Source organism: Kamptonema animale CS-326 (assembly GCF_028330895.1).
GTDB lineage: Bacteria > Cyanobacteriota > Cyanobacteriia > Cyanobacteriales > Microcoleaceae > Kamptonema > Kamptonema formosum.
On record NZ_JAQMUA010000246.1, the window covers coordinates 1 to 26,287 of the forward strand.

Here is a 26,287-nt window from a genome sequence, read left to right on the forward strand (position 1 = left end):
AGTCTCAGCAGCAGCAATATTACCCCCAACACCACCGACAACACGCTTGCTGGCAGCAACTCTGACGATTTACTGATGGGTAATATAGCTAACGATGCGATCGATGGACTTGCTGGGAATGACACCATTTACGGCATGGGAAATAATGACAACCTCAGCGGTAGTAGTGGCAGCGACGTGCTATTTGGCAATCTGGGAAATGATTACATAGACGGCGGCACAGATAGCGACACCGTTTATGGAGGCAAAGATGACGACGCTATAATTGGCGGCGATGGTAATGATTTACTTAGAGGGGATAGTGCTAACGATACAATTTTTGGTGGCATTGATATCGATAGCATTTTCGGCGGTAAGGAGAACGATCTTTTATTAGGTGAAGATGGAGATGATAACATCTACGGCAACTTAGGTGCAGATACCATACTGGGAGGAAATGGCAACGATTTAGTCTTTGGCAATGAAGATGCTGATTTAATCTTTGGAGACATTGATAACGATACAATCTATGGAGGAAAAGACAACGATACTCTCTGTGGTGGTGACGGCAACGACCTATTATTTGGGAACAATAATGAGGATATTATTGATGGGTGCAATGGTGACGATACGCTCTACGGAGGTAAAGGAAATGACATCCTTACTGGCGGTAGCGGCAGTGACTTTCTCAGCGGCGATCTAGGTGATGATACTCTCACTGGTGGTTCTGGCAACGATGTATTTCTGCTAACATCAGGTCAGGGAATTCACATAATTATGGATTTCCAAAAAGGTCAAGATTTGATAGGATTATCCGGTGAGTTGACATTTGGACAACTCGCGATCGCCTCTGACAGTAATTCAACTTCGATCGCTATTGCCAGTAGCGGTCAAGTTTTAGCTACTCTCAAAGGGGTGGCGGCAACGACGATTAGCGCTGAAGATTTCAAGCAAGTAATAATTTAGTTAGAGTCTAGGGTGTGTTTTCCAGCTATAAGCACAACAGTAATATGAGCGATCGCGATCGTGGCTCTATAATTTGCAGCCACTTTCTCGTATCGCTTAGCAATTACATCGCCATTACTTGAAGCTGGTTCATAATCCCTTGCTTCGTCAAGCTTTTCCCTCTTCTCTCTTCTTTCTTCTCTCTTCTCTAGCCCCTAGCGATTAAATTCCGTATATTCCCTGATGTGCAAACCCTGGGTTATGTAGGTAGAATAAGCAAAATCGTTGCTTAAACTTCTCACAACATCATCTATCTATGGGTATAAAGATAAACCGACTTCTACTTTTTATTGTTGCCTGTAGCGTTACGGGAGTCATCCTGGGAGGCACTGCTAGTCAAGCTCAGATCGATCGCTGTCAAAGTGTTGAGACAGTAACCAGCGAGTGCTTAACCCAAGACCCTTTACTCAAAACTTTGGAAGGCATGAGCGTCGGCTTATTTGCTGGGGCTGGTGCGGCTGTTGGAGCTACCTGGCAAATGTGGCAGAAAGAAGGATAGTTGAGATATTGCCTATTTAGCAGCAGGAACACCTTTGACGCGGTGTTCGTACCAGCTCATCAGCGGGGTCGAACTAATCCCGTGTATAATCACGGAAATAGCGACAGTTGTGTAGGTAATCCAGGCAATTTCCTCTCCTAATTCTCCTTTTAAACCTTCACCAAAGGCATAGGTGAGATAGTACAGGGAGCCGACTCCGCGAATCCCAAACCAGCCAAATAACCAGCGGCTTGCGGGGTGAAAAGAGGTACCGATGGTACTAATCCAGGCTCCTATTGGTCGGATTGCCACAATCAAAAGTCCAGCTACCAATAGGCTTTCCCCTGCAAATGCTAGCATAGGTTTTAATCGCAAAATAGAACCCAAAATTAAGATAGTTCCTATTTCCGCTAGCTTTTCAATTCTTTCGATGAAGTGCAGTTGCGAAATCGGTTTTTCGGGGTTGCAGTAACTTTTTTGTACCACCATTCCCGCTACAAAAACGGCGAGAAATCCGTAGCCATTGACAATTTCAGTGAGGGAATAGGTTAGCAAAATCGTGCTGAGGGCAATGAAATCTTCCATTAATTGGTCAACTGGTCGAAAGTGTTGGAGTTTTTTGTCAAACCAGCTAACCGTTTTGGCGACTAAAATGCCCATGATAATACCAGCAGAGATAGCCCAAATTACATCAATTATTACCCACTCTTTAAACCAGTTCTCCCAATTGCTATCTTTTAAGCAGTAAATGCCGAAATAAACAAAAGGAAAAGCTAGCGCATCGTTCAAACCGCCTTCGGAAGTCAAGCCAAAGCGCAATTCATCTCTATCTTCAAGGTGAGCTAATTGGACTTCAGAGGCTAATACTGGATCTGTAGGCGCGAGAATTGCTCCTAATAAAATTGCGGGCCCCCAGTCTAGATTCAAAAAAAAATGCCCGATAAAAGCCACAGCAAAAATTGAAATCGGCATCAGAAAACCTATTAGCCGCACTGTTGAATTCCAGGCCCACATTTTGAGCGGACGGTTCATTTTTAAGCCGCAACTAAACAAAGAGACGATGACCACAAATTCTGTCAACCGCTCTATGAATTGAGCATCAGGCCGTAATTCAATGAGTTTGACACCGTAGGGGCCCAGTCCGATACCAACTACCAGGTAAATTAAAGCGTAGGACAGGGGCAATCGTGCAATCCAGCCAGAACCTAATGTTACGCTGAGCAGGAGCAAGCCAATAACGAGTAAATCGAGAATGTAAATATCCACAGGGGCACGCTCTCCACTATTCCTCCAAGTGCATTCTTACTGGAAATACGTGAAAAATCATCTTTCTGAAGTAATGAAGTAAGCGAGCGTTACAAGTTTTAAATCATTGAAATTAATATTCGACAGTTTTTTCAGTGGCGATAATATGCAAGTCTATGTGTTTAAGCGATCGCATGATTTGTTGAGTCAACGAACCCCGTAACAACAATTTCCAGCGCGACTGCTGGCTTTCGCCGAGTACAATTTGGGTAATGCGGTACTCTTTGGCGACATCTGCGATCGCTTTCACCACATTCTGGCTATTAATCCGTAAAAATTGCCCGCCGAATTCCTTACACAACTTCTCGCAAGTCTCAACGTGCAAAGTTTCAGCTTTCGTTAAAAATCGGTCAGGATCGTTGACAAAAAGCCCATAAAATGGAGCATTCATGTAACTGGCAATTCTCGCCCCCCGCCGCAGCAGTTGTACGGAATTGGGATAAGTGGAAACGCACACCATCACCCGTTCGTGAATATTGCAAACTGGGCCGACTAAATTGGAGTCTTTTCCGTAGCTAGCGTGAAGTGCGATCGCGTGTTCTTCCACATTATCGGCTACTTCGCGTAAAGCCAATTCCCGCAGCGCGATTAAGTGACGGCGCTGGAAAAAGTTATCTAAAGATTGCTGAATCTTTTCATTAGCATATATTTTACCTTCTTGCAATCGTTCTTGCAGAGTTTCCGGCGTGACATCAATCACAACTACTTCGTCGGCTTCTTCGAGTATGCGATCGGGAATGCGTTCGCGCACTATTACCCCAGTAATTCTTGCTACTAAATCGTTAAGACTTTCTATGTGCTGAATATTTAAAGTTGAGTAAACATCTATCCCAGCAGCAAGAATTACATCAACATCTTGATATCGCTTTTCTCGTAGGGAACCAGGGACATTAGTGTGAGCTAATTCATCGACTAATGCTAGCTGAGGATGGCGTTCGATGATAGCATCAACATCCATTTCTGTGAGAATTTTATCGCCGCGCTGCATTTGTTTACGCGGCAATATTTCTAGTCCCCAACTTTTCTCTGCTGTCTCTTTACGCCCATGAGTTTCTAATAACCCGATAACAACATCAATCCCTTCTTCTTTAAGTCTGTGTGCTTCTTCCAGCATTCGGAAAGTTTTGCCAACACCAGGAGCCATACCGATAAATATTTTGTGTTTCCCCCGACGGCGGATGCGCTCGTATATTTGCTCCGGTTGGTGTTCGAGTAAGTTCGGATTGCTTGTGAGTTCTCTTTTCTCAATCATTGCAAATCAATAGTTAGGATGTTGGCTAATAACTATTTTAAACTATTGTAAACTATCTAAATCACGATTGAGATTGAGAACGTTAACACCAGGTTCGCCAAAGATTCCTAGAAATCTCCCATCTGTGTTTTTAGCAATCAACATTTCTACTTGATTGGGATTGATTGAACGTGCTGCTGCTACTTGCTGAATTTGGGATCTAGCGGCATCTAGGCTAATATGAGGATCGAGGCTAGAGCCCGAGGTATAAACTAGATCGGCAGTCGGTTGAATATTTGCTGTTTTGAGATTATTTACTCTTGCTTCCACCTGTTTTAATAAGTCTGGATTGCTGGGAGCGAGGTTACTCGCTCCCGATACGCCTGTAGTTTGTCCTGTATTTTTTGGATCGCGTTCTTTTTCAGTAAAGCTGCTGTAATTTGTGGTGCTAGGTCGGCTTTGAAAATAGCGCGGAGATGTGAAGTTTTGACCGATTAAAGTTGAACCAATTATTTGTCCCTCTTGATTGGTAATTAGGCTGCCATTTGCTTGGTTATTGAAGGCTGTTTGACCAATTGTTACCATTAGCAATGGATAGATGATTGCGGTGATTCCCCACAAGACTAGGGTAACGCGAATTGCTCTGATTATTTCTCTCATTTTAGACCTCATTTAATTAATGGCTAATGGTTAATGGCTAATTGTTATTGGTAGGGTGGGCGCTACAAACATTAATATTTTTGCCTGAATTTAGAGGATAGTAGCGCCCACCTTACAAAACTTGCTAGAATCTTTCAGGCTGAAAAATCACGACGAATAAATAAACAGAAAGCCCCAACGTAACTAAGCCTAGAATGCCAATTGCCCAGGCAGCTTTCCGCGTAATTTCTTCACCTGTCGCCGCATAAACAGCAGGGGCAATTACCAAATTTAAGCACATTAAAAGAAATAGCTGTAAGGTTACGGGGTGGCGGCGATGCAGCATTTGCCACAACTCAACTACTTCTTTAAAATTGCTAGGTAAAATCTCATTAAGCACATCATTACCTTTCATAAATTATCCATTTTTTTGTTAGAACTTACCAGGCATTACGGATATTTTTGCGTAAGCACTCTTCAAGTCTGTTGCTGGCGAAGTGCATTCCGAAACTCAAGCACTGCATCGTATTGATCCGGCATATTTGCACAGCGAACTAACAACTCTAAATCCAACTCTGGCAGCAATTCGCTCCGATCTACTTGTTCATATTGCTGCTCTCGTAAACAATAGATCGAAAGCTGACCTCTTTGCCAGAACCAAACTTCAGGAACTTGGATTCGCCTGTAAATTTCTAGGACATTCACCCCACCACTGGTAACGACTACTTCTATTACCAAGTCAGGGATATCTTTGTTAGTCTGCAAATTATAAGACTCATCGGGTTCTTTTCTCCCTCCTAATTTTATATTGCCAATAGTTTTGCTGCCACAAGTATAAGAGCGGATATCTTTTTCAAGAAAATAAGTTTCCAGTAACCTACCTAGAGTGCTCTTACCTTTTTCGTGTTCGTCAGAAAGTGGAGTCATAATATCTAAAGTTCCGTCAAGGTAGACTAAGCGCACGCCTGGGATACCATCTAAGGTTGCTTCTATGGCTTCAAATTTCTCCCAACTAATATCATAGAGCGTGATGAGCTGGGTACTCTCACCGATTGGTTTTTCCAAAACTAGAGGATTCATAGGTAATTCCTAATGGCTAAGTGGTCAGTGGATACCTGTTAATATTGTACATTGCTGTTGCGAACTTCATCAAGCTAGCCCAATAGCCGCAATCAAAACATCAAAAATCTTGATGCCAATAAATGGAGCAATTACACCTCCTAATCCGTAAATCAAAATATTGCGCTGTAATAACTGATTGGCACTCAATGGCCGGAACTTCACCCCAGTTAATGCCAGGGGAATCAAAGCTGGAATAATCAAAGCATTGTAAATTAATGCCGACAAAACAGCAGACTGTCCACTCGCCAAACCCATCACATTTAAAGCGCTCACTGGTGCAAACATTGCTGGAATAATTGCAAAATATTTAGCAATGTCATTTGCTAAAGAAAAGGTAGTTAACGCCCCGCGCGTAATCAACAACTGCTTGCCAATTGTCACTAAATCGATCAATTTTGTCGGGTCAGAATCTAAATCCACCATATTTGCTGCTTCCTTCGCCGCCTGAGTTCCCGAATTCATTGCTACCCCCACATTTGCCTGGGCTAATGCAGGTGCATCGTTAGTACCATCTCCCGTCATTGCTACTAATTTACCCTCAGCTTGTTGCTGGCGAATTACTTCAATTTTATCTTCCGGCGTGGCTTCTGCAATGAAGTCATCCACGCCTGCTTCTTCCGCAATTACTGAAGCAGTAATGCGGTTATCACCTGTTAACATAATGGTGCGAACTCCCATCCGCCGCAATTGGTCAAAGCGATCGCGAATCCCTGGTTTAATAATGTCTTTGAGATAGATAATGCCGTAGACATCGTTATCTTGACAAACCGCTAAAGGCGTGCCTCCCAACCGCGAAACTCGTTCGTAAGCGGTATCTAAATCTGGTGGCAAATTGCCGCCGCGCGATCGCACAAACCCCTTAATCGCATCCACCGCACCCTTGCGAACCTCGCGGCGATCGGGCAGATCCGTGCCACTCATCCGCGTTTTCGCTGAAAAATCAATTCCTTGAGCCTTAGAACGCTCAAAATCAACGCTAGCGCCCTGTTTCTCAGCTAAGCGCACAATAGATTTCCCTTCCGGCGTTTCGTCAAATATGCTGGCCGCGATCGCCACCGTCGCCACCTCCCCCAGAGAGTGACCATTCACTGGGATAAACTCCTCCGCCAAACGGTTTCCTAGCGTGATCGTCCCCGTTTTATCCAAAATCAGCGTACTCACGTCGCCGCAAGCCTCCACCGCCCGCCCAGAGGTCGCTACAACGTTAAACTGAGCCACCCGATCCATCCCTGCAATGCCGATCGCACTCAGCAATCCCCCGATCGTTGTGGGAATCAGCGCCACCAATAGCGAGATCAGCGTCACCACCCCCACAGGCGTTTTTACGTAATTTCCCACAGGCGGAATCGTCGCCACTACAATCAAAAACACCTGTGTTAACACCGCCAGCAACACCGTTAGGGCAATTTCATTCGGCGTTTTTGTCCTTTCTGCACCCTCCACCAGCGCGATCATGCGATCGAGAAATCCTTTACCGGGATCGGCACTCACCCGCAAGGTGAGCTCGTCAGAAATGATGCGAGTACCGCCAGTAACCGAACTCGCGACATCTGAACCCGGTTCCTTGAGCACCGGCGCGGATTCCCCAGTGATCGCAGATTCGTCTACAGAGGCCATCCCTGCGATCACCTCTGCGTCAGCGGGAATGATATCGCCTGAAATTACTTTGATGGTGTCGCCGCGTCTCAGGGATGTAGAACTTACCTCCTGAATTGTGCCATCAGGCAACATTTTGCGGGCAGTTGTTTCTGATTTAGTCGATCGCAGCGCGTCTGCTTGCGCCTTCCCCCGTCCTTCGGCCACAGCTTCGGCAAAATTAGCAAATAAAACAGTAAAGAAGAGAATTGCTGTTACTAAAGCATTGAATAACCGCTGATTTTCACCAGGTACTCTGCCAAATAAGGTCGGATCGACTGTTAGTAATGCCGTCACAATTGTGCCAACCCAAACAATAAACATTACAGGGTTTTTGAGCATGATTCGCGGGTTTAACTTCGCGAAAGCATCTTTGAAAGCTCTTTGGTAAAGCCCCTGTGTATTTACTTTTGGCGTGTGTCTGCGACTCTCGCGAGGGCCGCTTGCGCGTCGGGTTTCTTTGGAATCAGAGGGATTAGAAAAAGCCATATTCGATCTTTTTGGTTGTGAACTTATAACAGGAGAAATTAATCATTACAGAACTTACGTAACGCCGCCCTCTGGGCGGTAAATTACTGCCCAGAGGGCGGCGTTACGAGTAATTTACAGACCGCTGCTAATTTTATATCCTTCCGCAATCGGCCCTAAAGCTAAAACTGGGAAGAAAGTTAGCGCACCTAAAATCAAAATTACTCCCGCAGTAACGCTAGTAAATAAAACCGTATCTGTCCTGAGAGTTCCAGTAGTTTCGGGTACTGGTTGTTTATTAGTCATGCTATCTGCTAACAACAATAGAGCAATAATTGGAATATAGCGACCTGCTAAAAGGCTAAAACAGGCGCTCAAATTCCACCATAATCCTGTAGTTGCCGGTTGGCTATCTGCTAAGCCTTCAAAACCAGAGCCGTTATTAGCAGCAGCAGAAGCATATTCATAAATTACTTGCGAAATACCGTGAAATCCTGTATTGCTAATACCGCTCAGACTATCAGGAAAAGCGAGAGTAATAGCACCCGGAATTAAAATCGCAATCGGGTGAACTAGCAACACAACGCTGGCTAAAACGATTTCGCGCTTCTCAATTTTTCTCCCCAAAAACTCTGGCGTTCTTCCTACCATTAACCCAGTAAGAAACACGCTCAAAATCAAGTAAATAAATAGGTAAGCCGTTCCCGTTCCCTGTCCCCCCCAGACGATTTGTAGGAATAAGTTAAACAGAGTAACAAAACCGCCGGGAGGCATCAAAGAATCGTGCATTCCGTTGACAGCACCGCACATTGTCCCAGTAGTAGTTACAGCCCACAAAACAGTTTGCGCCCACCCAAATCTAACTTCTTTGCCTTCTAAATTTACCTGCTGAATTCCTCCTAGTAAACTATTGACTTGAGGGTTGCCTTGGTACTCGCCAACTGTGGCAATTCCAATTAGGACTATATAGATAATAAACACCATCCCAAAAATTAGCCATCCCTGTTTTCTGTTATTAGCAAAGATTCCGTAAGTATGAATCAGGGCAGCAGGAATAGAAACCATTGCTAGAGTTTCTAGTAGATTAGTAAAACTGTTGGGATTTTCAAACGGATGAGCAGAATTGATGGCAAAAAATCCTCCGCCATTCTCGCCTAGCTGCTTGATAATTTCAAAATGGGCAACGGGCCCTCTAGCAATTATTTGAGTTGCGCCTTCTAGGGTTGTTGCTGTCGCTGGCCCTGCGAGAGTTTCCGGTACACCAGCAATTATCAAAACTATTGCGCCGATGATAGAAATAGGCAGTAATATTCTGGTAATTGACTGAATTAAATCGACGTAAAAGTTTCCCAGTTGTCTCCCAGTTAATCCTCGAATAAAAGCAATACCTACTGCCAAACCCGTAGCGGCTGAGGTAAACATTAAAAACCCTAGTGTTAACTGAGATAAATAACTAAAAGTTGTCTCACCTGAGTAATGCTGTTGGTCAGTATTTGTTAGGAATGAAATAGTAGTATGCAGCGATGTATCCCAAGTTGGCGCTGCTAAGTTGGTAGGGTTTAGGGGTAATATTCCCTGAAGCGCGAAGATTAAATAAACAAAAATTCCCATCACGAGATTGCTGTAAAGCAATGCACGGATATACTGCCAACCTGTCATCGAATCTTGGCGAATACCGCCTGCGTTATAAATTAATTCCTCGAAGGGTGTAGCAATGGGGTCGAGAAATGTATTTTTTCCCAGGAATACCCGCGCCATGTAGTTTCCGAAGAAAGGCGAGATAATTGCTAAGATAATTAGCGTGAATGCAATCTGAATTAATCCTTGCAACATAACTGTGTAAAAAAGTCATTGTTAGATTTATCGGCTGTTTCACTCGGTAATTGGCTTCTAAAAGAAGACCACAAAACCGGATGAGTTTTCTTTAAGGTAAATTCTAGTTCTGGTGCAAAGGCTGAAAAAAGTGCCACTGCTAAAATGTAATCTCCGCAGGAGATGGTAGGCTTATCGCTGGCTAGAATTACTTTTTTATTTCTTAGTAGCCCCAAGCATTGGCAGTTATTAGGCAATTGTAAACTATTTAAATCTATGCCGCAATAACAACTATTAAATTGGATTTGGACTTCGATCGAGGTAGGTTTTACAACGCTCATAAATAACTGCGGTTGGATCGACAGCATGGTTTGCCTTTGACGATCAATATACTGACTTAGAGTGGTTTTGATAATTAGCCTAAAGATATAAACTAGGGTTGGTCAGTTGTAGCTATATTGCCTATATTTTGAGCTATAGAATAACGTTTAGACAGAAGTTAAAATCTATACTTGTAGATATAGATGTAGTCTAAACGCTAATTGTTTAGCTTACAATAGACTGTGATAGTGGCACTTATGTACAACTAAACTCAGATGTTACATCGCTTATCGACTATCAAAAAAACACTGGCAATTCACCAGTCGCACTTGAATTCACGCTGGCTAATTGTTAGCTTATTCGTTATTGTCGCTGCGCTGGAGTTTGCAACACCAGCCGATTATGTATTCGGTTACTTATACACGGGGCCGATTTTATTAGCAAATTCCCGCTTTAGTCGGTTAGCTAAGTTAGAAGTCGTGCTGATCGCGTGGGCGTTAACGCTATTAAATTTGTTTGTTCCCCACAGACACCCGATACAGCTAGCGACGGTGGCAAATCGGCTGATCGCGGTGATGGCGCTGGGGGTGACTGGGTGGCTAAGCGATCGCAACCAGCAGTACCAAGAAGCGATCGCTCAAGCCAAGGCGGAATTGCAATCTCAACAGCGGCTAGCCAGTATGCGAGAGGATTTTGTCTCGACTTTGAGCCACGATCTGAAAACGCCGATGTTGGGGGCGATCGAAACTATCAAAGCTTTTCAGCAAGGGAAATTTGGCGCTGTTGCGCCTGCTGGGGAAAAAGTTCTGGAGATGATGGCGCGATCGCACCGCACAACTCTACAATTAGTGGAAACGCTTTTAGATGTCTATCGCAACGATAGTGAGGGATTAAATCTCAAAATTGCACCTGTTAATTTGGTTACTTTGGCAGAAGAGGTAATTACTGAACTCAGAGATTTATCAGCATCGCGGCGGGTGTATATTGATATTAGTTATGGAGCCTCAGATTTCCGCCGTGCTTTATGGGTAAATGGGGACGCTTTGCAATTAGTTCGCGTCTTTTCTAATTTACTTACTAATGGGATTAATCATTCGCCTCGCGGCGGGAAAGTAGATATTATCATGGAGTCTGATTCAGCTTATCAGATTGTTAAAATTATTGATATTGGAGCAGGAATTACCGATGGCGAATTGCCTTATTTATTCGAGCGTTTTTATCAAGGACACAGCCACCGCCAAGCTAAAGGTTCCGGTTTAGGACTATACTTATCTCGCCAAATTATTGAAGCTCATGGCGGTATAATTTGGGCAGAAAACAGATTACCTCACGGCGCTTTGTTTGGATTTCGACTACCCGCTATCCCACCTTATGAAACCTGTTCATCCCCTACGAATTCTACTGGTTGAAGACGACGAATTATTTCGCCTGGGACTCCAGACGAGGTTACAGCAAGAGCAATGCTTGCAAGTGATTGCTGAGGCTGAAGATGGAGAAACAGCGGTAGAATTGACTCAGGAACATTTGCCAGATGTCGTTGTTCTTGACATTGGATTGCCGGGAATTGGAGGGATTGAAGCTTGCAAGCAAATTAAGCAACGCCATCCAGAAATTCCCGTACTGGTGTTAACTTCTCATTCCCAAAAACCCTTAATTGAGCGGTTAATTGCAGCGGGTGCTCAGGGATATTGCCTAAAGGGAATTGCCGCAGAAACTTTAGTTTTGGCAATTCGTTCAGTGGCGGCGGGTGCTTCTTGGTGGGATAAGGCCGCAACTACGGAAATTAGGTCAGCAATTACTAATAATGAGTCGAAATTTGTGCCGAAATCTGAATTAGAAAATCCGCTAACTAAGCGAGAACAAGAAATTTTGGCACTGGTAGCGGCGGGTAAAAGCAATCAAGAAATAGCTCAAATATTGTACATTGCTTCGGGGACGGTGCGGGTTCATGTCCACGCGATTTTGCAAAAGTTAGAAGTGCGCGATCGGACTCAGGCGGCTGTTGTTGCTATTCAGAAAGGATTAGTGGCGGAAGAATTGTTAACTATTGAAAGTTAAAGCGATCGGAGACTGATATTCACGACTTGAAAAAGGAATAAATTCATTAGAGCATTGAGCAGTTATGTTACACAGTAAGCGAAACTGAAGCGGTGTTGATGGTTGATTAACTATTTCTACACGCGACTTTTCTAAACTTGAATTACTTAATAGTGCCAAAATTTCACTGTTCAAATATCGCGGACAATACCCGACAATGTAATGATCTTCTGTATTTAAAGTTAATGCTTGAGGATCGTGCTTGTTGTGAAATTCGTGAGCTAACCACAACTCTTCACCTACTTGTAATCGATTAATTCTTTCTATTGTACATTGTGGTAAATACCGTAGTCCATGTAAAAAAAAGTGTAGTCGATATTTGCCTTCTGAATCTGGTTCTGGACAGGGGAAAACGGAGAGTGTATCTGTTTCTCTATGCCCCCCAGTCCGGGCTAGGATACTAATTGAATCCTGTTCATGGGGGGAAAGATTAAGCCATTGAATAAAACTTAAGTAGTCGGGTCGATTTTTCGGCATTAACCGATTAGCAAATACAGGAAACAAGTAAGTTGATGTATAGACTTTTTCTAATTCTGGGAATGAGAGCAATGGCTGAAAATTGCACTTTTTTTGAGCTTCTTCAGCGCCTTGGGTGTAGGTAAATTGGTAGTTGGTTCCGTCGAATGTTAGCTTACCAATGGGGAACCAGGAGCGACTATGTGGGTCTTGCCAAGCTAAAAATAGAATTTTCAATTTCTTCATGGTAGCGTTTCCCTCAACTTAAGCAATCTGTGTTGGTTGAATTCAATAATTTTTTGGGCAAAATTGGCGGCAATAGGCGAGATGCGAGTGTTAGGAATTCGATTAAAAATATCTAGTATATTTGCTTGTGAGATACTTTCAAGCTGGTTTAACCATATAGAGGCTGCTTCAGGATAGTAGCGTGCAGCCTGGTTAAATACATCAAGAGTTTTGAGGGGCTTTCGATCGCCAATGCTCTCATAGAATGCCGAAGAACATTTGTTAACATAAGCTTCAAGTGAGCGTTTTTGTCTTTGTTCATCTGAAAGGTCTCGACCTAAGCTAGAGGCATGATCGTAAGTAGGAGCTAGGTATATTATTTCCCCTAAATTAGATATTACCTTATTTCGTACAAGTCCCCAATTTTCATGGTGGCGATCGCCGTTGCCAATCCACGCATCTAACAGGATATAGCCGACAAATACTTCAACAGCTTTTTGAATGCCTCTGGGTGCTATCCAACCAATGGGTAAGTTCACAGATTCATTAGAGATTACTCTCAAGACTATATCAATAGTATGTTCAGACACTTTATATTTTTTAGATGTGGGGTAATTTGGCACGATGGAGGCGAGAAGTTCGTTACCGTGAACGAGAGTTCCCCCTGATGGTAAAAAGGAGGGAGAAACTACCCCACAATTTCCGTCCCAAGTGGTTGCCAGTTCATAATTAGCATGAGGAATTCCCAATAGTTTACACAATTCAGAGGCTACTTTCTCTGCCCAATCTTCACCTAAGTTTTTTGTAGCTTGTTTGTAGAGGTAGCGGTCAAATTCTGAATGTTTAAACCAAAACTTATATTTGCTACCCATTGCCTCGGTATTAGAGAGTTCCCAAGCTTTTTGAGTGACAATAATGATGGGAAATTCTTCGGGCATACAGCGATTTTCATGTGAATATATTGCACTGATGTCACCATCCAATCGCACTCAGGCGGCTGTTGTTGCTATTCAGAAAGGATTAGTGGCGGAAGAATTGTTAACTATTGAGTAAATCGAGGCCAGAAACCGGGTTTCTGAACCGATTCTCGATCGCAAACACGCCGGCTAAAACCAGAGACCCGGTTTCTCTCAGGGTTTTTTGTGTAAGTCCTAATAAAATTTGTAGTTTGGGTACAGTTTTCTGGAGGAGACGAAGTGGGAACAATGGATGAGGTTGGCATTGCTACGATCGCGATCGCCTTAGAGCCCTAACACCAAGGGGACTAAAGTTAAGCCCCTCAAATATAATTATCCTGCCAGTTTAAAAGTAAACTGTAGAATTATACAATTAAGAGAGACGAATAGGAAAAAAATATGCGGCGCTTATTTTCAGCTTTAGCAATGACAGGTTTCTTGTTGACAGGCTTACCTGCCATCAGCTTAGGGCAAGGGATGCCGGGATTCACCATCTTTGGCGGCCCGGAACGGCAGAACCAGTTGAGCTTCCGCTTGGACTACGGCACAGTCGGAATGTGGGATCGCTATCGCTTGCGGATTCCCGCCAAAAAACTGCCTTTAGCGATCGCACAATTAGCGATATCTTATCCCAACTACTACAAAGGTGAATTCGATCCCAAAAACATAGAAGTGCGCGTCAAAGGCAAAGCAGTCCCGCTGCAAGAGGTACTGTGGAATAAAGAAAATAACTTGATTGAAATTTATCCCATCGAGCCAATTCCGGCGGGTAACAACGTTGAGATCGTACTCTCCAATGTCAAAAATCCTACTAATGGCGGAATGTACAATTTCAACGCTCGTATTCGCACCCCTGGCGACGCACCCTTACTTCGTTACATTGGCACTTGGATTTTGAGCATTCAGTAAGCCAAATGCTAATTGCAACGCTGCCCTAGAAACCGGGTTTTTGAGAGAATCTGTGGGTCAAAAGAAGTATTTTCGTCAAAAAACCCGGTTTCTTTGGTTGGGTGCGTAAGTCCTGTAGTCTTGCGATCGCAGCAGCAAACAAAGTTGCAGAAATATTTTTCTCTGAGCAGAGCTATAAAAGATGGTGATTACTCCTCAGTTTTCTCAGTATTACCGCCTTTTACCCAACCTTCGCGATCTTCCTGTTCAATGCGTACCCGCTGCCACTGTTTATCAGGAGTTTCTTCCACAACTATTACCTTTTCCTTATAAGCAATACCCCCAATCCGGTTCGAGTCCCGCGTCGGACTATCCCTTAGAATCAACCCAATAGGCTGAGTCACGATCGCGCGGTAAGCGCCTGGTTCTAGCGGTTTCGGTGAGGGGGTATCGCTAGAGGCTGGTTCTGGGTTCGAGGCTGCTGTTAACTTTGGCTTCGCGATCGCAGTCTGGGAAGTTTTCACCTCATTGGGGAATGTTGGTCTTTCAGGTAGGGCGCTTAGTTTAGCAGCAAAATAAAGTGCAGCCGCCACACTCGCACCAGTCAGAAGCACAATCGCTAACAGAAAACCGACAATAAATTTGAATAAGCCAGATAAACTCATAAAACTGTAATTTGTTAGTGGTTAGTTGTTAGTGGTTAGTGGTTAGTTGTTAGTTGTTAGTTGTTAGTTGGTAATTGGTAATTGGTAATTGGTAATTGGTAATCGCTAATCGCTAATCGCTAATCGCTAATTACCCATCCTCCCTATCTCCCCCATCTCCCCCATCTCCTCTGCTCCCCCGCTCCCCTGCTCCCTCTCTTCCCCTAGCCTCTACCCAAAGCAACTATTCTGCTTGAATCCGACGGCTTAAACTGCCATATCGGGAAGCTAGGCGAGCTTTGCCGGCGGCGGCCCAATCCTGAAGAAATTGGATTTGTTCTTGTGCAGTTCGGGCTAAGGGTACTATTTGACTAGCAGCTTCTAAAACATCATCCGTCGCGAAATCACGATTTTGACTAAAACCAATGTGCATTGCTTCAATCAAAGTTTGCTCGATTTCCGCCCCTGAAAAATCGGGAGTTTCATAAGCCAAGCGCTCTAAATCATAGTTTTTTAAACTCTGTGGTCTTAGCCTAGATAAATGCACTTCAAAAATAGCACGTCGCTCTTCTTGATTCGGTAAACCCACGAAAAATATCTCATCAAATCGACCTTTTCTGAGCATTTCTGGCGGCAAAGACTGAATATTATTAGCAGTAGCTACAACAAAAACGGGAGAAGTTTTTTCTGCTAACCAAGTAATAAAAGTCCCGAACACCCTGCTAGTTGTACCTGCATCTCCTTTACTGTCGAAACCGCCAAAAGCTTTGTCAATTTCGTCGATCCAAAGTACGCAGGGTGCAAGCGCTTCTGCTAACTGAATCATTTGCCTAGTGCGAGATTCCGACTCGCCGACTAATCCCGCAAATAGGCGGCCAACATCCAATCGCAATAGGGGTAAATGCCAATGGTGAGCGATCGCTTTTGCTGTTAGAGATTTACCCGTTCCCTGAATACCTACTAACAGTAACCCTCTCGGATGCGGTAAACCATACTGTCGGGCTTTTTCAGAAAAAGCGCCTCCGCGTCGCAGTAACCATTCTTTGAGATTATCTAAACCGCCGATGTCTGAAATATTTTCACGGGCTGAATAGAAATCTAAAATTTGAGTTTGGCGGATAGTTTGGCGCTTTTCTTCTAAGATTAATTCTACGTCATCGGGTTGAAGTTCGCCGCGAGTAGCGATCGCCTTCGCTAACACCCGCCGAATCCTTTCGATAGAAAGCCCTTGGCAGGAACGCACCATTTCATCCAACAAGCGCCCTTCTACAGGCTGTCCAGTAGCCATTAACAGGCGTTCTACCTCAATTTTGATTTCCGCAGCCGTTGGCAGCGCAAACTCTAAAACTGTCAATAATTCGCCCAGGTCATCGGGAATAGCAATCTGAGCAGAAATAATGACAATATTCTTAGGCTGAGATTTCAGGGATCTGGCGAGATTGCGAAGCTTGCGGGAAATCGAAATATCTTCTAAAAATCGTTGAAAGTCGCGTAAAATGAAGATTGCCGGAGCCGAAGCGGGCAACTTTTCCAGAAATTCCAAAGCTTGTAGAGGATTGCGTTTACCAAAGCCGAGATCGTTGGGATTGCCTTGGTAGCCATCGACAAAATCCCAGATATAAACGGCTCGATTTCCTAAATTTTTAGCAGAGTGCGCGATCGCGACTTCTGCCCGTTCTTCCTCCCGCGTGGGAATGTAAATTACAGGATAGCGCGATCGCAGTAGCAGTTCAAACTCGTTACTAAAAGTGGACATTGTTAATTGGTAATTGTTAGTTGTTAGTTGTTAGTTGTTAGTTGTAATTTTTTAATTTTTTAGCTATGGGCGATCGATTGCCACTAACCACTAACTACTAACAATTAACAAAATATTATCCAGGTAATTGCTTTTTCAGAGCTTCTAAAGAAGCCCATCGAGCATCAGACAAAGGTTGCGATTTATCGGCATCTGTGAGTTGAATGCCCCGGCACTTAGAGTCACACAACTTTCTCAGTGGCATTTCCAGACATATTTGCTGATATAGCCAATCTCCCGCCTCAAAATAGCCGTTAGGAGACAAAGTTTCTACCAAATCTTCTAAATCGACTTCGATTTCTCCCGCTTTTGACTCTACTGAATTTGCTGCTTCATCCAGCCAAATCATTTCCGAAGTATTAACTGCCAAACGGTGATTGTATTGTTTTAAACATCGATCGCAGGTGAGAGTAACAATTGTTTCTGCCTTCGCCCTGACATCCAGATAAGTCCCTTGGTGCGTCACTCGTAAATAGCCTCTTACAGGCGTAAGAGTTTCTAGATCCGGCAGTAACTCTTCAAACTCAATTTCCTCTTTCTGCTCTGTTTTTTTGAGTAGATGGGGGATATAAATTGCATCCATCTTAATACCTCGCCTTCCTCTTGCGATTTAGGATTTGGGATTTGCGATCGCTAGCAAATCTCAAACCCCAAATTAACTCAGCGCAACCGCACGACTAATCGACGGTCTGGCTCTTGTCCTATGCTATAAGTTTCTAAATCGTCGCATTCGCTCAAAAGGCTGTGAACTTGACGACGTTCCGCAGAAGAAAGAGATTTGAGTTCAAATTGTTCTCCCGTCTGCCGCACTTGTGCTGCTGCCTTTTCTGCGATCGCTTGCAATTCCTTGAGGCGATGCAATCTATAGCCATTTAGTTCAATTGTGTAACCAGTTGGCTCAACTTGCTCCTCAGAGATGTTTACAATTGTGTTGCATAGATACTGAATTGCATCGATTGCCGTACCCTCATAACCGATTAGAATTTCAATCTGAGCTGGTGTCAGGCTACTGTCATCAATAGTTAACCAGTAGCCATCTTCTTGATGGCTAGGGATAACTTTTGAGGGAATTTTGGACAGGCTGAGTAGTTTTTCTAACCATTCCTGTCCGCGCTGTATTTGATTCTCACTCATGGTTAGTATCAAGCCTTCTTCTTAGTACGTCCCGGCTCAAAAGGAAGTGCATCTTCTCCCTTATCTTTCTTTGCTTTAGCCTCGGCTTCGTCTACTATTTTCTGGAGATTGTCCGGTAAGGGTTCCCGTGACAAAATGAAAGCCTGGACGGTTTGAAAGATGTTAGCAATCAGCATATACATCAACACACCTGCTGGCAGAGGAAAGAACAAAAACATCCCGGAAAATATTACGGGAGTGAGTTTGTTAATTGTCGCCTGCTGGGGATTATCATTCGGCCCTTGGGTTTGTCCAGAAAGGGTTTGGTTCACATATAAACTAATACCAAAACCCAGGATCATTACCAGAATATCCCAGTGAATCTTGCCGTCTGGATCGATCGCGCCGACACGGCCGAGGGCTTCAATAAATAGGAAGCCTTTGTTTGTCGCCAAACCAGGGATCGTGCCTTGAATCGTTGCATCTCCGGGTTCTAGAGCTGTAATGTTCCCTTGTTCATCCACTTGCACCCGCTCTTCCCCTTTGATTACTTTCCAATGGGGGACAAGCGTATTTTGATCGTATTCTGCTGCTACAGCCGCTAGCGGTTTGCCCTCAACTGTTTGAAACTCTAGATGGGTTTTTTCGCCAACTCCGAGTTTGTCTCCCCCTGGAAGTAAGCCGATGATCGGAGCGTGAACGCTATCGGCGATGTAAATATTTTGAGGAGGAGTTGCGAAAGCTTGCGGTTGTACCCGTTCGATCTGTTCTTGAGGTAGAACTTGGAGGTTAACGGTATAGTTAACATCAGAAAAAGGCGAACCTCGCAAAGTGGCAAATAAGGCAAATAGCACTGGCATTTGCACCAATAGCGGGAAGCATCCAGCTAGGGGATTGCCAAATTCTTTGTATACTTTGCTCATTTCTTCCTGCTGTTTAGCAGGATTGTCTTTATGTAGCTTCTGAATTTGCTCAACTCGCTCTTTCATCAATGGCTGCGCTACTTTCATGCGGCGCATATTGCGAAGGGAGCCTGCATTTAGCGGGTAAAGGGCAAAGCGAATTACAAGCGTCAGAGCTACGATCGCTAAACCGTAACTAGGCACGATCCCGTAGAAAAAATCTAGGATCGGTAGCATTAGGTTATTGGAGAGAAACGAGATACCAAAATCCATTAGCTTTGATTTAACTTAAGTGCTCTGAGTTTTCTAATTTAAAGTAACTACAATCCTTGGGGATTAGTAGGTTTTGAGGTGACAGAAGGTAGGCGGTTACAGCCTAAATTTAAGGGTTTTACCTTAAAATTTGTCACTTAGAGGTTGTGAGGCTAGCTTTTTGAGCTGCTGGAGACAGTTTTTCATTTATGTAATCGTAGATTTCACGGAATCTAGGAATTGCCCGAAGTTCTAAGCGGCCACCATTTTTGAGGGTGACGACCATATCTCCGTAGGTGCCGAAACCGCGTGGTACTTTTACTATTTTGACAATTTCTGAGTAAACTATGTCCGTGCGATCGCCTCCCATCCAGCCGCCGGTGACTGAGATTCGGCGGTTGGTGATCCGGTAGCGCAGCCAGAGCGATCGGACTATGGCTCCTACGGCTAGGGGTAAGCCGACTACGGTCATACCTAACAGTAGGTTAATCATCAAGTCTGCGATCGCCGGCCCGCCTTCATAAAAGACTTCCTCTTTAATTCCCATTTAGCACCTCCGCTTCTACCAACAACTGCTCTAATTCTTGCAGAAATTCACCATAATTGCACTCTTGGGCTGTAGGCCGAACTACAATTACTAGATTCCACCCAGGAGAGATGCGGGGCAACATCTGCCGCAGGGCGGCTCGAATCTGTCGCTTAATTCGGTTGCGGACGACTGAACGCTTGCTAACTTTGAGACTAATAGAAATGCCGATGCACGTTGCAGGCAAGGATTTCAAGTCTGTTTGCTGCTGAGCTAATTCGGCTTTATTTGAGTGCCGCAGAGCTCTTAATGTCAGATGGTGGGAATTGCGGCGAATTCCTTTGCGGTAAACGGCACTGAAGTCTTCTTTGCGCCGAAGTCGGTTGGCTGGGGGCAACATGGGGTCTGGTGGCAGAAACCTGGTTTCACTGAAGGCAACATTTAAGCTGCGTTTGGCACGAGAAACCGGGTTTCTGGTAAGGCGTTGCCATTCGCGAGAGATTTTTTTCTAGACTGCTAAGCGGTGACGACCTTTTTTGCGGCGGGCGCTAATTACGGCTTGACCGTTTTTGGTTCGCATTCTGGCGCGAAAACCTGATGTTCTTTTGCGTTTGCGGCTGGTTCCATGTAAGGTTTGCTGTGTCATCCCGATTCCTCCCGGCGAGCTTGTTTAGATTGCGTTAAAAGTCACAATCTTTGATTTTACTCTATTATGGCGTTACTTTCAAGACTAAAAGTTGTAATTTACTCGGTTAGAGCCTTTATCAATAATGTTGAGTCTGCTTGTATTTTAATGATTTTATGGAAAAATTAGAATTTAGGCAAGTAGAGATATTGCAATTCATGGCGATCGACCCAGCAATTGCCATTAACTGGGATTGTTTCGTTTCACTCCTAACGACATTATTTAAATGATTTTATGTCAACTAATCCTAACTCTGACCCGACGCTGGTAAATGTGATTGAAAAGCTAGACAAGCTATCAACTGATGTTGAGAGGCTATCAACTGATGTTGAGAGATCCAATGACAAATTCGATAACTATCAAAAAGCTACACAGTGGGTTGTGCAACTTGCTTTCAGTCTGATTGCCAGTGCTACTATTACTATAATTATTACTTCAATTCTCCGTAGGTAGCTGATTTCTTGGCGACTTGCCTCAACCTAGGGATAGATTTTACTCCAGGTTTCCCAAGCGGATGTTCGCACAAAACTCCTCGCCTTGAAGGAATAAGCGATCGTTCACAATTTAATATAAAACTCAATCAAATAACTTTCTCCCCGCTCTTGACACCTTCGTACAGACAATGTAGTATAGCAAGTACTACATAAAGAAATTCTGCTTTTTTTTCAGAAAGGTTAAAGGGAGAAGGAAGAATCAATATATGAATAACTCTCGGTTAGTTAAAATCAGCAAATATCTAAGTAAACATCTTCGGCACACACCAGAGCGCTTAGGCATCGAGTTCTCTCCTGGCGGCTGGGTTGCTGTCGATCGACTCCTAGCTGCAAGCAGCGCTCGCAATTTCCCTATTGAACTGGCAGAACTCAAAGAAGTAGTCGTAAAAAACGACAAACAACGCTTCTCATTTGATTCCACAGGCACTCTAATTCGTGCTAACCAAGGACATAGTATAACAGTTGATTTACAATTAGAGCCTGCTGTTCCTCCTGATGTGTTATATCACGGAACTGGAAAAGGTGCAGTCGAGTCTATTCTCAAGAGTGGAATTTGCAAAATGTCCCGACACCACGTGCATCTATCTGCTAATATAGAAACAGCGCAAAAAGTAGGAGCAAGGCACGGTTTACCAGTAGTTTTTACTATAGCCGCAGAAGCAATGCACGATCGAGGTTATACATTTTACTGTTCTGAAAATGGAGTTTGGCTTGTCGAGTACGTTCCGCCGGAATATCTAAAGCTAACCTGAGCCACAAAATTACTCCCGCACCTTGTAGAGTAGGGGCTGCCATAATCTATATCGCGAAGGAAAGAAATATTCTACTAATCGCAGCATTCAACTACTGACAGATTAATAGTGTAAGGTCGCCGCCCTAGCTGTAAAAAAAATATCTAGAGGGCGGCGTTACCAAGCAGGGTAAGAAAGTCATATTAAAATTTAAAATTTTGTACCGAGGATTGGAAATAATGGGTTCAGGATACTTTAGCGATCGCCAAGACAATTCCCTCCAAAACAACCCTCAAAGTAGAGGGCTATTAGGCGCTGGTTGGCGACCATTATATAGAGAGTTTAACTTGAGTTATCTGTTGCATTTAGCAACTAACGATCCCTTAGAACTCACTCAAAAAACTCTGGATATCGCCAGCGATCTCGCTGATGCTCTCGGTCGCAATCAATATAGCTGGTTCGCAAATATTTTAAATGTATTTTCTGAAAACACCCGCTATGAAATTGACGAATTCTGGAACTATATTACCCCTCAACCATTAGGTCCAGATTATCGGTATAAAGACATTCTGAGTATAGAAACTCCTGTTACTCAATTAGTTAGCCGCGATAGTATTCCTATCGATTATGTTCTCAACAAATTGCAGGAAATTACAATTTTCAAGATTCTGACTTTGTTGGGTAAGCCGGAGATTGTTACCCAGTGCTTTATGGAGCGGCATTTTTATTACCCAACAGAGCGATTTGTAAGCTGGGATCGTCTGGAAGTTTTAGGTACTGTTTATGCTTTTTGGCCGCAACGCTCCTGCTGGCTGCAAATAGATGACTACGATCGCGGACGCAGGCGCTATACTTTGATGTCGAAAGATATCGCGCCGATGGTAAATAAAGCTACTTACAATCTGGCCGTGATTCTCAGTGGTTACAAAAGCCGGGTTGGACAAGTTCAGAGTCAATATCCAATTCGGACATTTCCCCCTGATATCCAAAATTTTACTGATACAGTGCAGCAGGCGGTACTCGATCGCAGCCAATTGGCCGTACTCGTCAGCGGAGAACCAGGGACTGGCAAAACTGCCTGGACGCAAGCTGTAGCCAAGGAAATTCTAATGCCTTTGGGGTATGTAATTTTTATCTTGGATCACGATGCTGTAGAAAATTTTGTACCGCCTAGCTATTTGGAGCGAATTTGTATTATTATTAATGAAGCTGATAATTTGGCACAAAATCGTGCCAGCGACGCAGCTCAGCGCAATAGTAAAACCGAGCACATTCTGAGTTTACTCGACGGAACCTTATACCAGAGTGTCATTGATGAAGATGGCATTCAAGTTCAGCAAAAACTCGTAGTTTTGATGACGTGCAATACGACTGAAAGACTAGATCCAGCAGTTTTACGGAAGGGAAGGGTCGATTTTACCAGTGAATTTACCTACAAATTTGTCTGAGTAAAGAGGGCTATTTTCCCAGTAAATTTACTGAATTTTTGTGAAGCTTTGGTTTTCGAGTTTTGAGTCTTAATTCAGGATCTCAGTCGATGCCGACGCGCAAAAACATCAGGTTGCATCCAGGCGGTTTTCTCAGACGACGCTGCAAACAAGCACTGAACGGGAAAATCTGCCGACCTGTTTTGCTGCTTATTTTCAAAAATCTACTTTTGGTGGGCTTTAGTTCTACTTAATTCACCGGAAAAGCGATCGCGGACTGCGTAACTGCTCAAAGGCGAGTGAGCTCGCTTTCGGAATTTCGATGGTGACAACGATGGCGATGGGAATTGCCCTCGCGTCTGAGAGATAAATCAGACCAAATATCCATAGACAAGCTTATGTCGGAGATGCTATTAATAAGGGGTTAGACCCCCTATAAGTTAAACCCATCAACTCAGTGACCAGAGAAAGCTGGGGTGTCTCAATTAACATCCCAGATAATTTTGAAACATGACCGACAAGGAGGGCATCCCAAAAGTGCATACAAACCAAGCTCAGCCGACAATTCCGGTATTGGCGACTTACACCAATGGGAAGACCCTGACTGCGAACCAACCTCCAGAGATGGTCATGTCTGAGGGTGAGGAGAGATTTCGCCGATTTGTAGAATACATACCCGCAGCCGTCGCCATGGTTGACCGTGAAATGCGCTATCTAGCCGTTTCTCGGCGGTGGCAAAAAGATTACGGCAACAGCAGCTACGATGCGATCGGCTGCTCTCACTCCGAACTCTTCCCCAACCTCCCCGATACTTGGTGGCAAAACGCCCAAGCTTGCCTAGCAGGAATACTCCCGGAGTGCGAATCAGAAACTTTTATCATACCCAACGGTAAAATTGAGTGGGTGAAATGGGTATTTCAGCCTTGGTATAGCAGCGACGGTGCGATCGGCGGCCTGATACTCTTCACCGAAATCATCACCGAGAGCAAGCACCTAGAAGAAGCGCTACAACTAACTCAATTTGCGATGGATCGCGCCGCCGATGCCGTCTTCTGGATGACCTCAAACGGGCAACTGTGTTACGTCAACGAAGCCGCCTGCCATTCCTTACAATACTCCCGTTCAGAACTGCTAAGACTCAGCATTCACGACATTGACCCCGAATTGTCAGCAGAAACATGGCCAAACCATTGGAACTTAGTCAAACAACAAGGTTCCTTCACCTTTGAATCTCGCCGCGAAACCAAACGGGGTCGCAGTTTTCCCGTAGAAGTAACTGTCAACTATTTAGAATTCAATGGTATTGAGTATCACTGCGCCTTTGCCCGCGATATCACCGAGCGCAAAGCAGCACAGGCAGCACTTTTAGATGCTAAAGAACAACTTCAAGCAGTATTAGATGCTGTACCGGGATTGGTTTCTTGGGTAAGTTCCGATTTGCGCTACTTAGGCGTAAACAAGCATTTAGCCGCTGCTTACAAATTATCAACCCATGCTTTTGTCGGACAAAAAGTAGGGTTTTTAGAGACTAGCCCCAGATTTAACGATTTAGTTTACGAGTTTTTTGCTAGTCCAGATTGGGCTAGTTCTAAAGAAGTAACAGCTACTGTTAAAGGAGTGTCCCGCACTTATTTAATCGTCGCTCAGAAGTACCATCAAGGTAGGGCTGCGGTATTTGTCGGGTTAGAAATTACAGAGCGCAAAAGGATGGAAGCCGCCATGCGCCGATCTGAAGAAAAGTATCGGGCATTGACTAGGAATTTCCCTAATGGCGCGGTAATTTTATTTGATTCTGACCTCCGCTTTACTCTGGCTGAAGGGACGGAATTAGAAAAAATTGGTCTTTCTCAAGAGTTAATGGAAGGCAGAACTCTTTATGAAGTTTTCCCTCCAGAAGTTTGCGAACAAGTTGAGCCTCAATATCGAGCTGCACTGGCAGGACAGCCAACGGTTTCAGAAATGACTGTCGCTAATCAGGTTTATTTAGCTCATACTCTACCTCTGATTAACGAACATGGAGAAGTGTTTGCAGGGATGACGATGACACAAAATATTACTGAACGCAAACAGGTACTTTTAGCTTTGCAGGAATCGGAAGAGCGTTTTCGGCACCAAGCTGCGGAGTTGGAACAGACACTTTCAGCATTGCAACGTACTCAAACTCAATTGATTCAGACTGAAAAAATGTCTTCTTTGGGACAGTTAGTTGCAGGTGTTGCTCATGAAATTAATAATCCCGTGAATTTCATTTCTGGCAATCTTACTCATGCGAGTCACTATACTCAAGATTTGATCAGGTTGGTAGAACTTTACGATCGACACTATCCAAACCCGGTGGAGAATATTGAAGCTGAAAAAGAAGAAATGGGTTTAAATTTCTTGAAGAAAGACTTGCCAAAGCTGCTGGATTCGATGAAAGTGGGGTCAGAACGTATCCGAGATGTAGTGAGAAGTCTGCGCCATTTCTCCCGTTTGGATGAAGCTGATATGAAGCCAGTGGATATTCACGAAGGTTTAGATAGTACGCTGTTAATTTTGCAAAATCGACTCCAAGCTAAGGCGGGACGACCGGGGATTTCTCTGATTAAGGAGTATGGGAAGTTGCCGCGAATTGAGTGTTATGCAGGGCAACTAAATCAGGTGTTTATGCACCTGTTGACTAATGCTATTGATGCTTTGGAAGAGGGATTTACAGTTAATGGTAGCGGACGTGGGAAAGAAAATTCATCGTTAAGCCATATAATTGAGATTCGTACTGAAGTTGTGGAGGATCGGGGGGTGGCGATCGCAATTAAGGACAATGGGCCGGGTATGACGGAGGAAGTTCGCCGCTGCATTTTTGACCCGTTGTTTACTACTAAGCCTACTGGGAAAGGGACTGGTTTGGGGCTATCTATTTCTCACCATTTGGTAGTTGAGAAACATGGCGGCGAGTTGCAATGTTTTTCTGAGCCTGGACAGGGTACGGAATTTGTGATTACAATACCTTTTAGGTAATGGGTAATTGCTAATTGCTAATTGCTAATTGGTAACTAACAACCAACAACTAACAACTAATACCATATCCGGTTAAATACTTGTCATTGCGAGCGAAGCGAAGC

28 protein-coding genes are annotated in these 26,287 nt (G+C 44.0%); 10 read left to right on the forward strand and 18 right to left on the reverse strand.

The window, feature by feature from the left end; translation table 11 throughout:
• Both PN499_RS14330 and PN499_RS14335 read left to right on the forward strand, forming a co-directional pair.
• On the forward strand, window positions 1-945 hold a 945-nt coding region (locus PN499_RS14330; RefSeq protein ID WP_272032650.1), incomplete at its 5' end, for a calcium-binding protein.
• Between the two features lie 295 nt (window positions 946-1,240).
• The gene (locus PN499_RS14335; protein WP_272032652.1) at window positions 1,241-1,483 is read left to right on the forward strand and encodes a hypothetical protein; all 243 of its coding nucleotides are present in this window, start codon (window positions 1,241-1,243) and stop codon (window positions 1,481-1,483) included.
• Between the two features lie 12 nt (window positions 1,484-1,495).
• Here PN499_RS14335 and PN499_RS14340 read toward each other — a convergent pair whose 3' ends face one another.
• The 8 genes from PN499_RS14340 to PN499_RS14375 all read right to left on the reverse strand — a co-directional run bounded on the left by PN499_RS14340 (window position 1,496) and on the right by PN499_RS14375 (window position 10,015).
• Window positions 1,496-2,728 (reverse strand): cation:proton antiporter, encoded by a 1,233-nt coding sequence (locus tag PN499_RS14340; RefSeq protein ID WP_272032653.1) that lies wholly within the window; start codon window positions 2,726-2,728, stop codon window positions 1,496-1,498.
• Window positions 2,729-2,840: 112 nt separating this feature from the next.
• Window positions 2,841-4,019, reverse strand: a complete 1,179-nt coding sequence (locus tag PN499_RS14345) for a histidine kinase (RefSeq protein WP_272032654.1) — start codon at window positions 4,017-4,019, stop codon at window positions 2,841-2,843.
• A 42-nt stretch (window positions 4,020-4,061) separates the two neighbouring features.
• Window positions 4,062-4,658 carry a K(+)-transporting ATPase subunit C gene (gene kdpC / locus PN499_RS14350; RefSeq protein WP_272032655.1) on the reverse strand — a complete coding sequence of 199 codons (597 nt, stop codon included), beginning with the start codon at window positions 4,656-4,658 and terminating at the stop codon, window positions 4,062-4,064.
• A gap of 124 nt (window positions 4,659-4,782) precedes the next feature.
• Window positions 4,783-5,052, reverse strand: coding sequence for a K(+)-transporting ATPase subunit F (gene kdpF, locus PN499_RS14355; protein WP_272032656.1), 270 nt, complete (start codon window positions 5,050-5,052; stop codon window positions 4,783-4,785).
• Window positions 5,053-5,114: 62 nt separating this feature from the next.
• Window positions 5,115-5,717: a Uma2 family endonuclease gene (locus tag PN499_RS14360; protein WP_272032657.1), complete on the reverse strand. Its 603-nt coding sequence runs from the start codon at window positions 5,715-5,717 to the stop codon at window positions 5,115-5,117.
• 69 nt (window positions 5,718-5,786) lie between these two features.
• Window positions 5,787-7,883, reverse strand: a complete 2,097-nt coding sequence (gene kdpB, locus PN499_RS14365) for a potassium-transporting ATPase subunit KdpB (protein ID WP_272032658.1) — start codon at window positions 7,881-7,883, stop codon at window positions 5,787-5,789.
• A 114-nt stretch (window positions 7,884-7,997) separates the two neighbouring features.
• The gene (gene kdpA, locus PN499_RS14370; RefSeq protein ID WP_272032659.1) at window positions 7,998-9,695 is read right to left on the reverse strand and encodes a potassium-transporting ATPase subunit KdpA; all 1,698 of its coding nucleotides are present in this window, start codon (window positions 9,693-9,695) and stop codon (window positions 7,998-8,000) included.
• Window positions 9,680-10,015, reverse strand: a complete 336-nt coding sequence (locus PN499_RS14375; RefSeq protein ID WP_272032660.1) for a potassium transporter TrkA — start codon at window positions 10,013-10,015, stop codon at window positions 9,680-9,682. Before PN499_RS14375 ends, kdpA begins: the two co-directional genes overlap by 16 nt.
• A 255-nt stretch (window positions 10,016-10,270) precedes the next feature.
• On the opposite strand from PN499_RS14375, the gene PN499_RS14380 reads away from it, so the two are divergent.
• Window positions 10,271-11,404: a sensor histidine kinase gene (locus tag PN499_RS14380; protein WP_272032662.1), complete on the forward strand. Its 1,134-nt coding sequence runs from the start codon at window positions 10,271-10,273 to the stop codon at window positions 11,402-11,404.
• A complete protein-coding gene (locus PN499_RS14385; RefSeq protein ID WP_272032664.1) occupies window positions 11,367-12,053 on the forward strand; it encodes a response regulator transcription factor in 687 nt (228 codons plus the stop codon). The genes PN499_RS14380 and PN499_RS14385 overlap by 38 nt, the downstream gene beginning before the upstream one ends.
• Here PN499_RS14385 and PN499_RS14390 read toward each other — a convergent pair.
• Together PN499_RS14390 and PN499_RS14395 are read right to left on the reverse strand one after the other, a co-directional pair.
• Window positions 12,036-12,794, reverse strand: coding sequence for an HIRAN domain-containing protein (locus PN499_RS14390; RefSeq protein WP_272032665.1), 759 nt, complete (start codon window positions 12,792-12,794; stop codon window positions 12,036-12,038). The two genes, PN499_RS14385 and PN499_RS14390, sit on opposite strands and share 18 nt — an antisense overlap.
• Window positions 12,791-13,711: a HipA domain-containing protein gene (locus PN499_RS14395; protein WP_272032666.1), complete on the reverse strand. Its 921-nt coding sequence runs from the start codon at window positions 13,709-13,711 to the stop codon at window positions 12,791-12,793. The genes PN499_RS14390 and PN499_RS14395 overlap by 4 nt, the downstream gene beginning before the upstream one ends.
• Here PN499_RS14395 and PN499_RS14400 point away from each other — a divergent pair.
• Window positions 13,689-13,826, forward strand: a complete 138-nt coding sequence (locus PN499_RS14400; protein WP_272032667.1) for a hypothetical protein — start codon at window positions 13,689-13,691, stop codon at window positions 13,824-13,826. The two genes, PN499_RS14395 and PN499_RS14400, sit on opposite strands and share 23 nt — an antisense overlap.
• A gap of 302 nt (window positions 13,827-14,128) precedes the next feature.
• Window positions 14,129-14,638 (forward strand): DUF2808 domain-containing protein, encoded by a 510-nt coding sequence (locus PN499_RS14405; protein ID WP_007357981.1) that lies wholly within the window; start codon window positions 14,129-14,131, stop codon window positions 14,636-14,638.
• Window positions 14,639-14,826: 188 nt separating this feature from the next.
• Here the strand turns inward: PN499_RS14405 and PN499_RS14410 are convergent, their stop codons facing one another.
• From PN499_RS14410 to rpmH, 8 genes are all read right to left on the reverse strand, one after another.
• Window positions 14,827-15,282, reverse strand: a complete 456-nt coding sequence (locus PN499_RS14410) for an SH3 domain-containing protein (RefSeq protein ID WP_272032670.1) — start codon at window positions 15,280-15,282, stop codon at window positions 14,827-14,829.
• Between the two features lie 223 nt (window positions 15,283-15,505).
• Window positions 15,506-17,017, reverse strand: coding sequence for an AAA family ATPase (locus PN499_RS14415; protein WP_272032671.1), 1,512 nt, complete (start codon window positions 17,015-17,017; stop codon window positions 15,506-15,508).
• Window positions 17,018-17,132: 115 nt separating this feature from the next.
• The gene (locus PN499_RS14420; RefSeq protein WP_272032672.1) at window positions 17,133-17,639 is read right to left on the reverse strand and encodes a YceD family protein; all 507 of its coding nucleotides are present in this window, start codon (window positions 17,637-17,639) and stop codon (window positions 17,133-17,135) included.
• Between the two features lie 77 nt (window positions 17,640-17,716).
• Entirely contained in the window at window positions 17,717-18,190 is a 474-nt protein-coding gene (locus PN499_RS14425) for a Jag family protein (RefSeq protein ID WP_272032673.1), read from the reverse strand.
• Between the two features lie 8 nt (window positions 18,191-18,198).
• The gene (yidC, locus tag PN499_RS14430; protein ID WP_272032675.1) at window positions 18,199-19,344 is read right to left on the reverse strand and encodes a membrane protein insertase YidC; all 1,146 of its coding nucleotides are present in this window, start codon (window positions 19,342-19,344) and stop codon (window positions 18,199-18,201) included.
• 133 nt (window positions 19,345-19,477) lie between these two features.
• Window positions 19,478-19,870, reverse strand: coding sequence for a PH domain-containing protein (locus PN499_RS14435; RefSeq protein WP_007357973.1), 393 nt, complete (start codon window positions 19,868-19,870; stop codon window positions 19,478-19,480).
• On the reverse strand, window positions 19,860-20,249 hold the full coding sequence (gene rnpA / locus PN499_RS14440) for a ribonuclease P protein component (protein ID WP_272032676.1): 390 nt from the start codon (window positions 20,247-20,249) through the stop codon (window positions 19,860-19,862). Before rnpA ends, PN499_RS14435 begins: the two co-directional genes overlap by 11 nt.
• A 108-nt stretch (window positions 20,250-20,357) precedes the next feature.
• Window positions 20,358-20,495 (reverse strand): 50S ribosomal protein L34, encoded by a 138-nt coding sequence (gene rpmH, locus PN499_RS14445; RefSeq protein WP_007357971.1) that lies wholly within the window; start codon window positions 20,493-20,495, stop codon window positions 20,358-20,360.
• A 273-nt stretch (window positions 20,496-20,768) separates the two neighbouring features.
• Here rpmH and PN499_RS14450 point away from each other — a divergent pair, with 273 nt between their 5' ends.
• From PN499_RS14450 to PN499_RS14465, 4 genes are all read left to right on the forward strand, one after another.
• Window positions 20,769-20,987 (forward strand): ssr2422 family thylakoid membrane protein, encoded by a 219-nt coding sequence (locus PN499_RS14450; RefSeq protein ID WP_007357969.1) that lies wholly within the window; start codon window positions 20,769-20,771, stop codon window positions 20,985-20,987.
• 247 nt (window positions 20,988-21,234) lie between these two features.
• On the forward strand, window positions 21,235-21,780 hold the full coding sequence (locus PN499_RS14455) for an RNA 2'-phosphotransferase (protein WP_272032677.1): 546 nt from the start codon (window positions 21,235-21,237) through the stop codon (window positions 21,778-21,780).
• A 218-nt stretch (window positions 21,781-21,998) separates the two neighbouring features.
• Window positions 21,999-23,207, forward strand: a complete 1,209-nt coding sequence (locus PN499_RS14460) for an AAA family ATPase (RefSeq protein ID WP_272032678.1) — start codon at window positions 21,999-22,001, stop codon at window positions 23,205-23,207.
• 489 nt (window positions 23,208-23,696) lie between these two features.
• Window positions 23,697-26,183: a PAS domain-containing sensor histidine kinase gene (locus tag PN499_RS14465; RefSeq protein WP_272032679.1), complete on the forward strand. Its 2,487-nt coding sequence runs from the start codon at window positions 23,697-23,699 to the stop codon at window positions 26,181-26,183.
• Window positions 26,184-26,287: the final 104 nt, after the last annotated feature.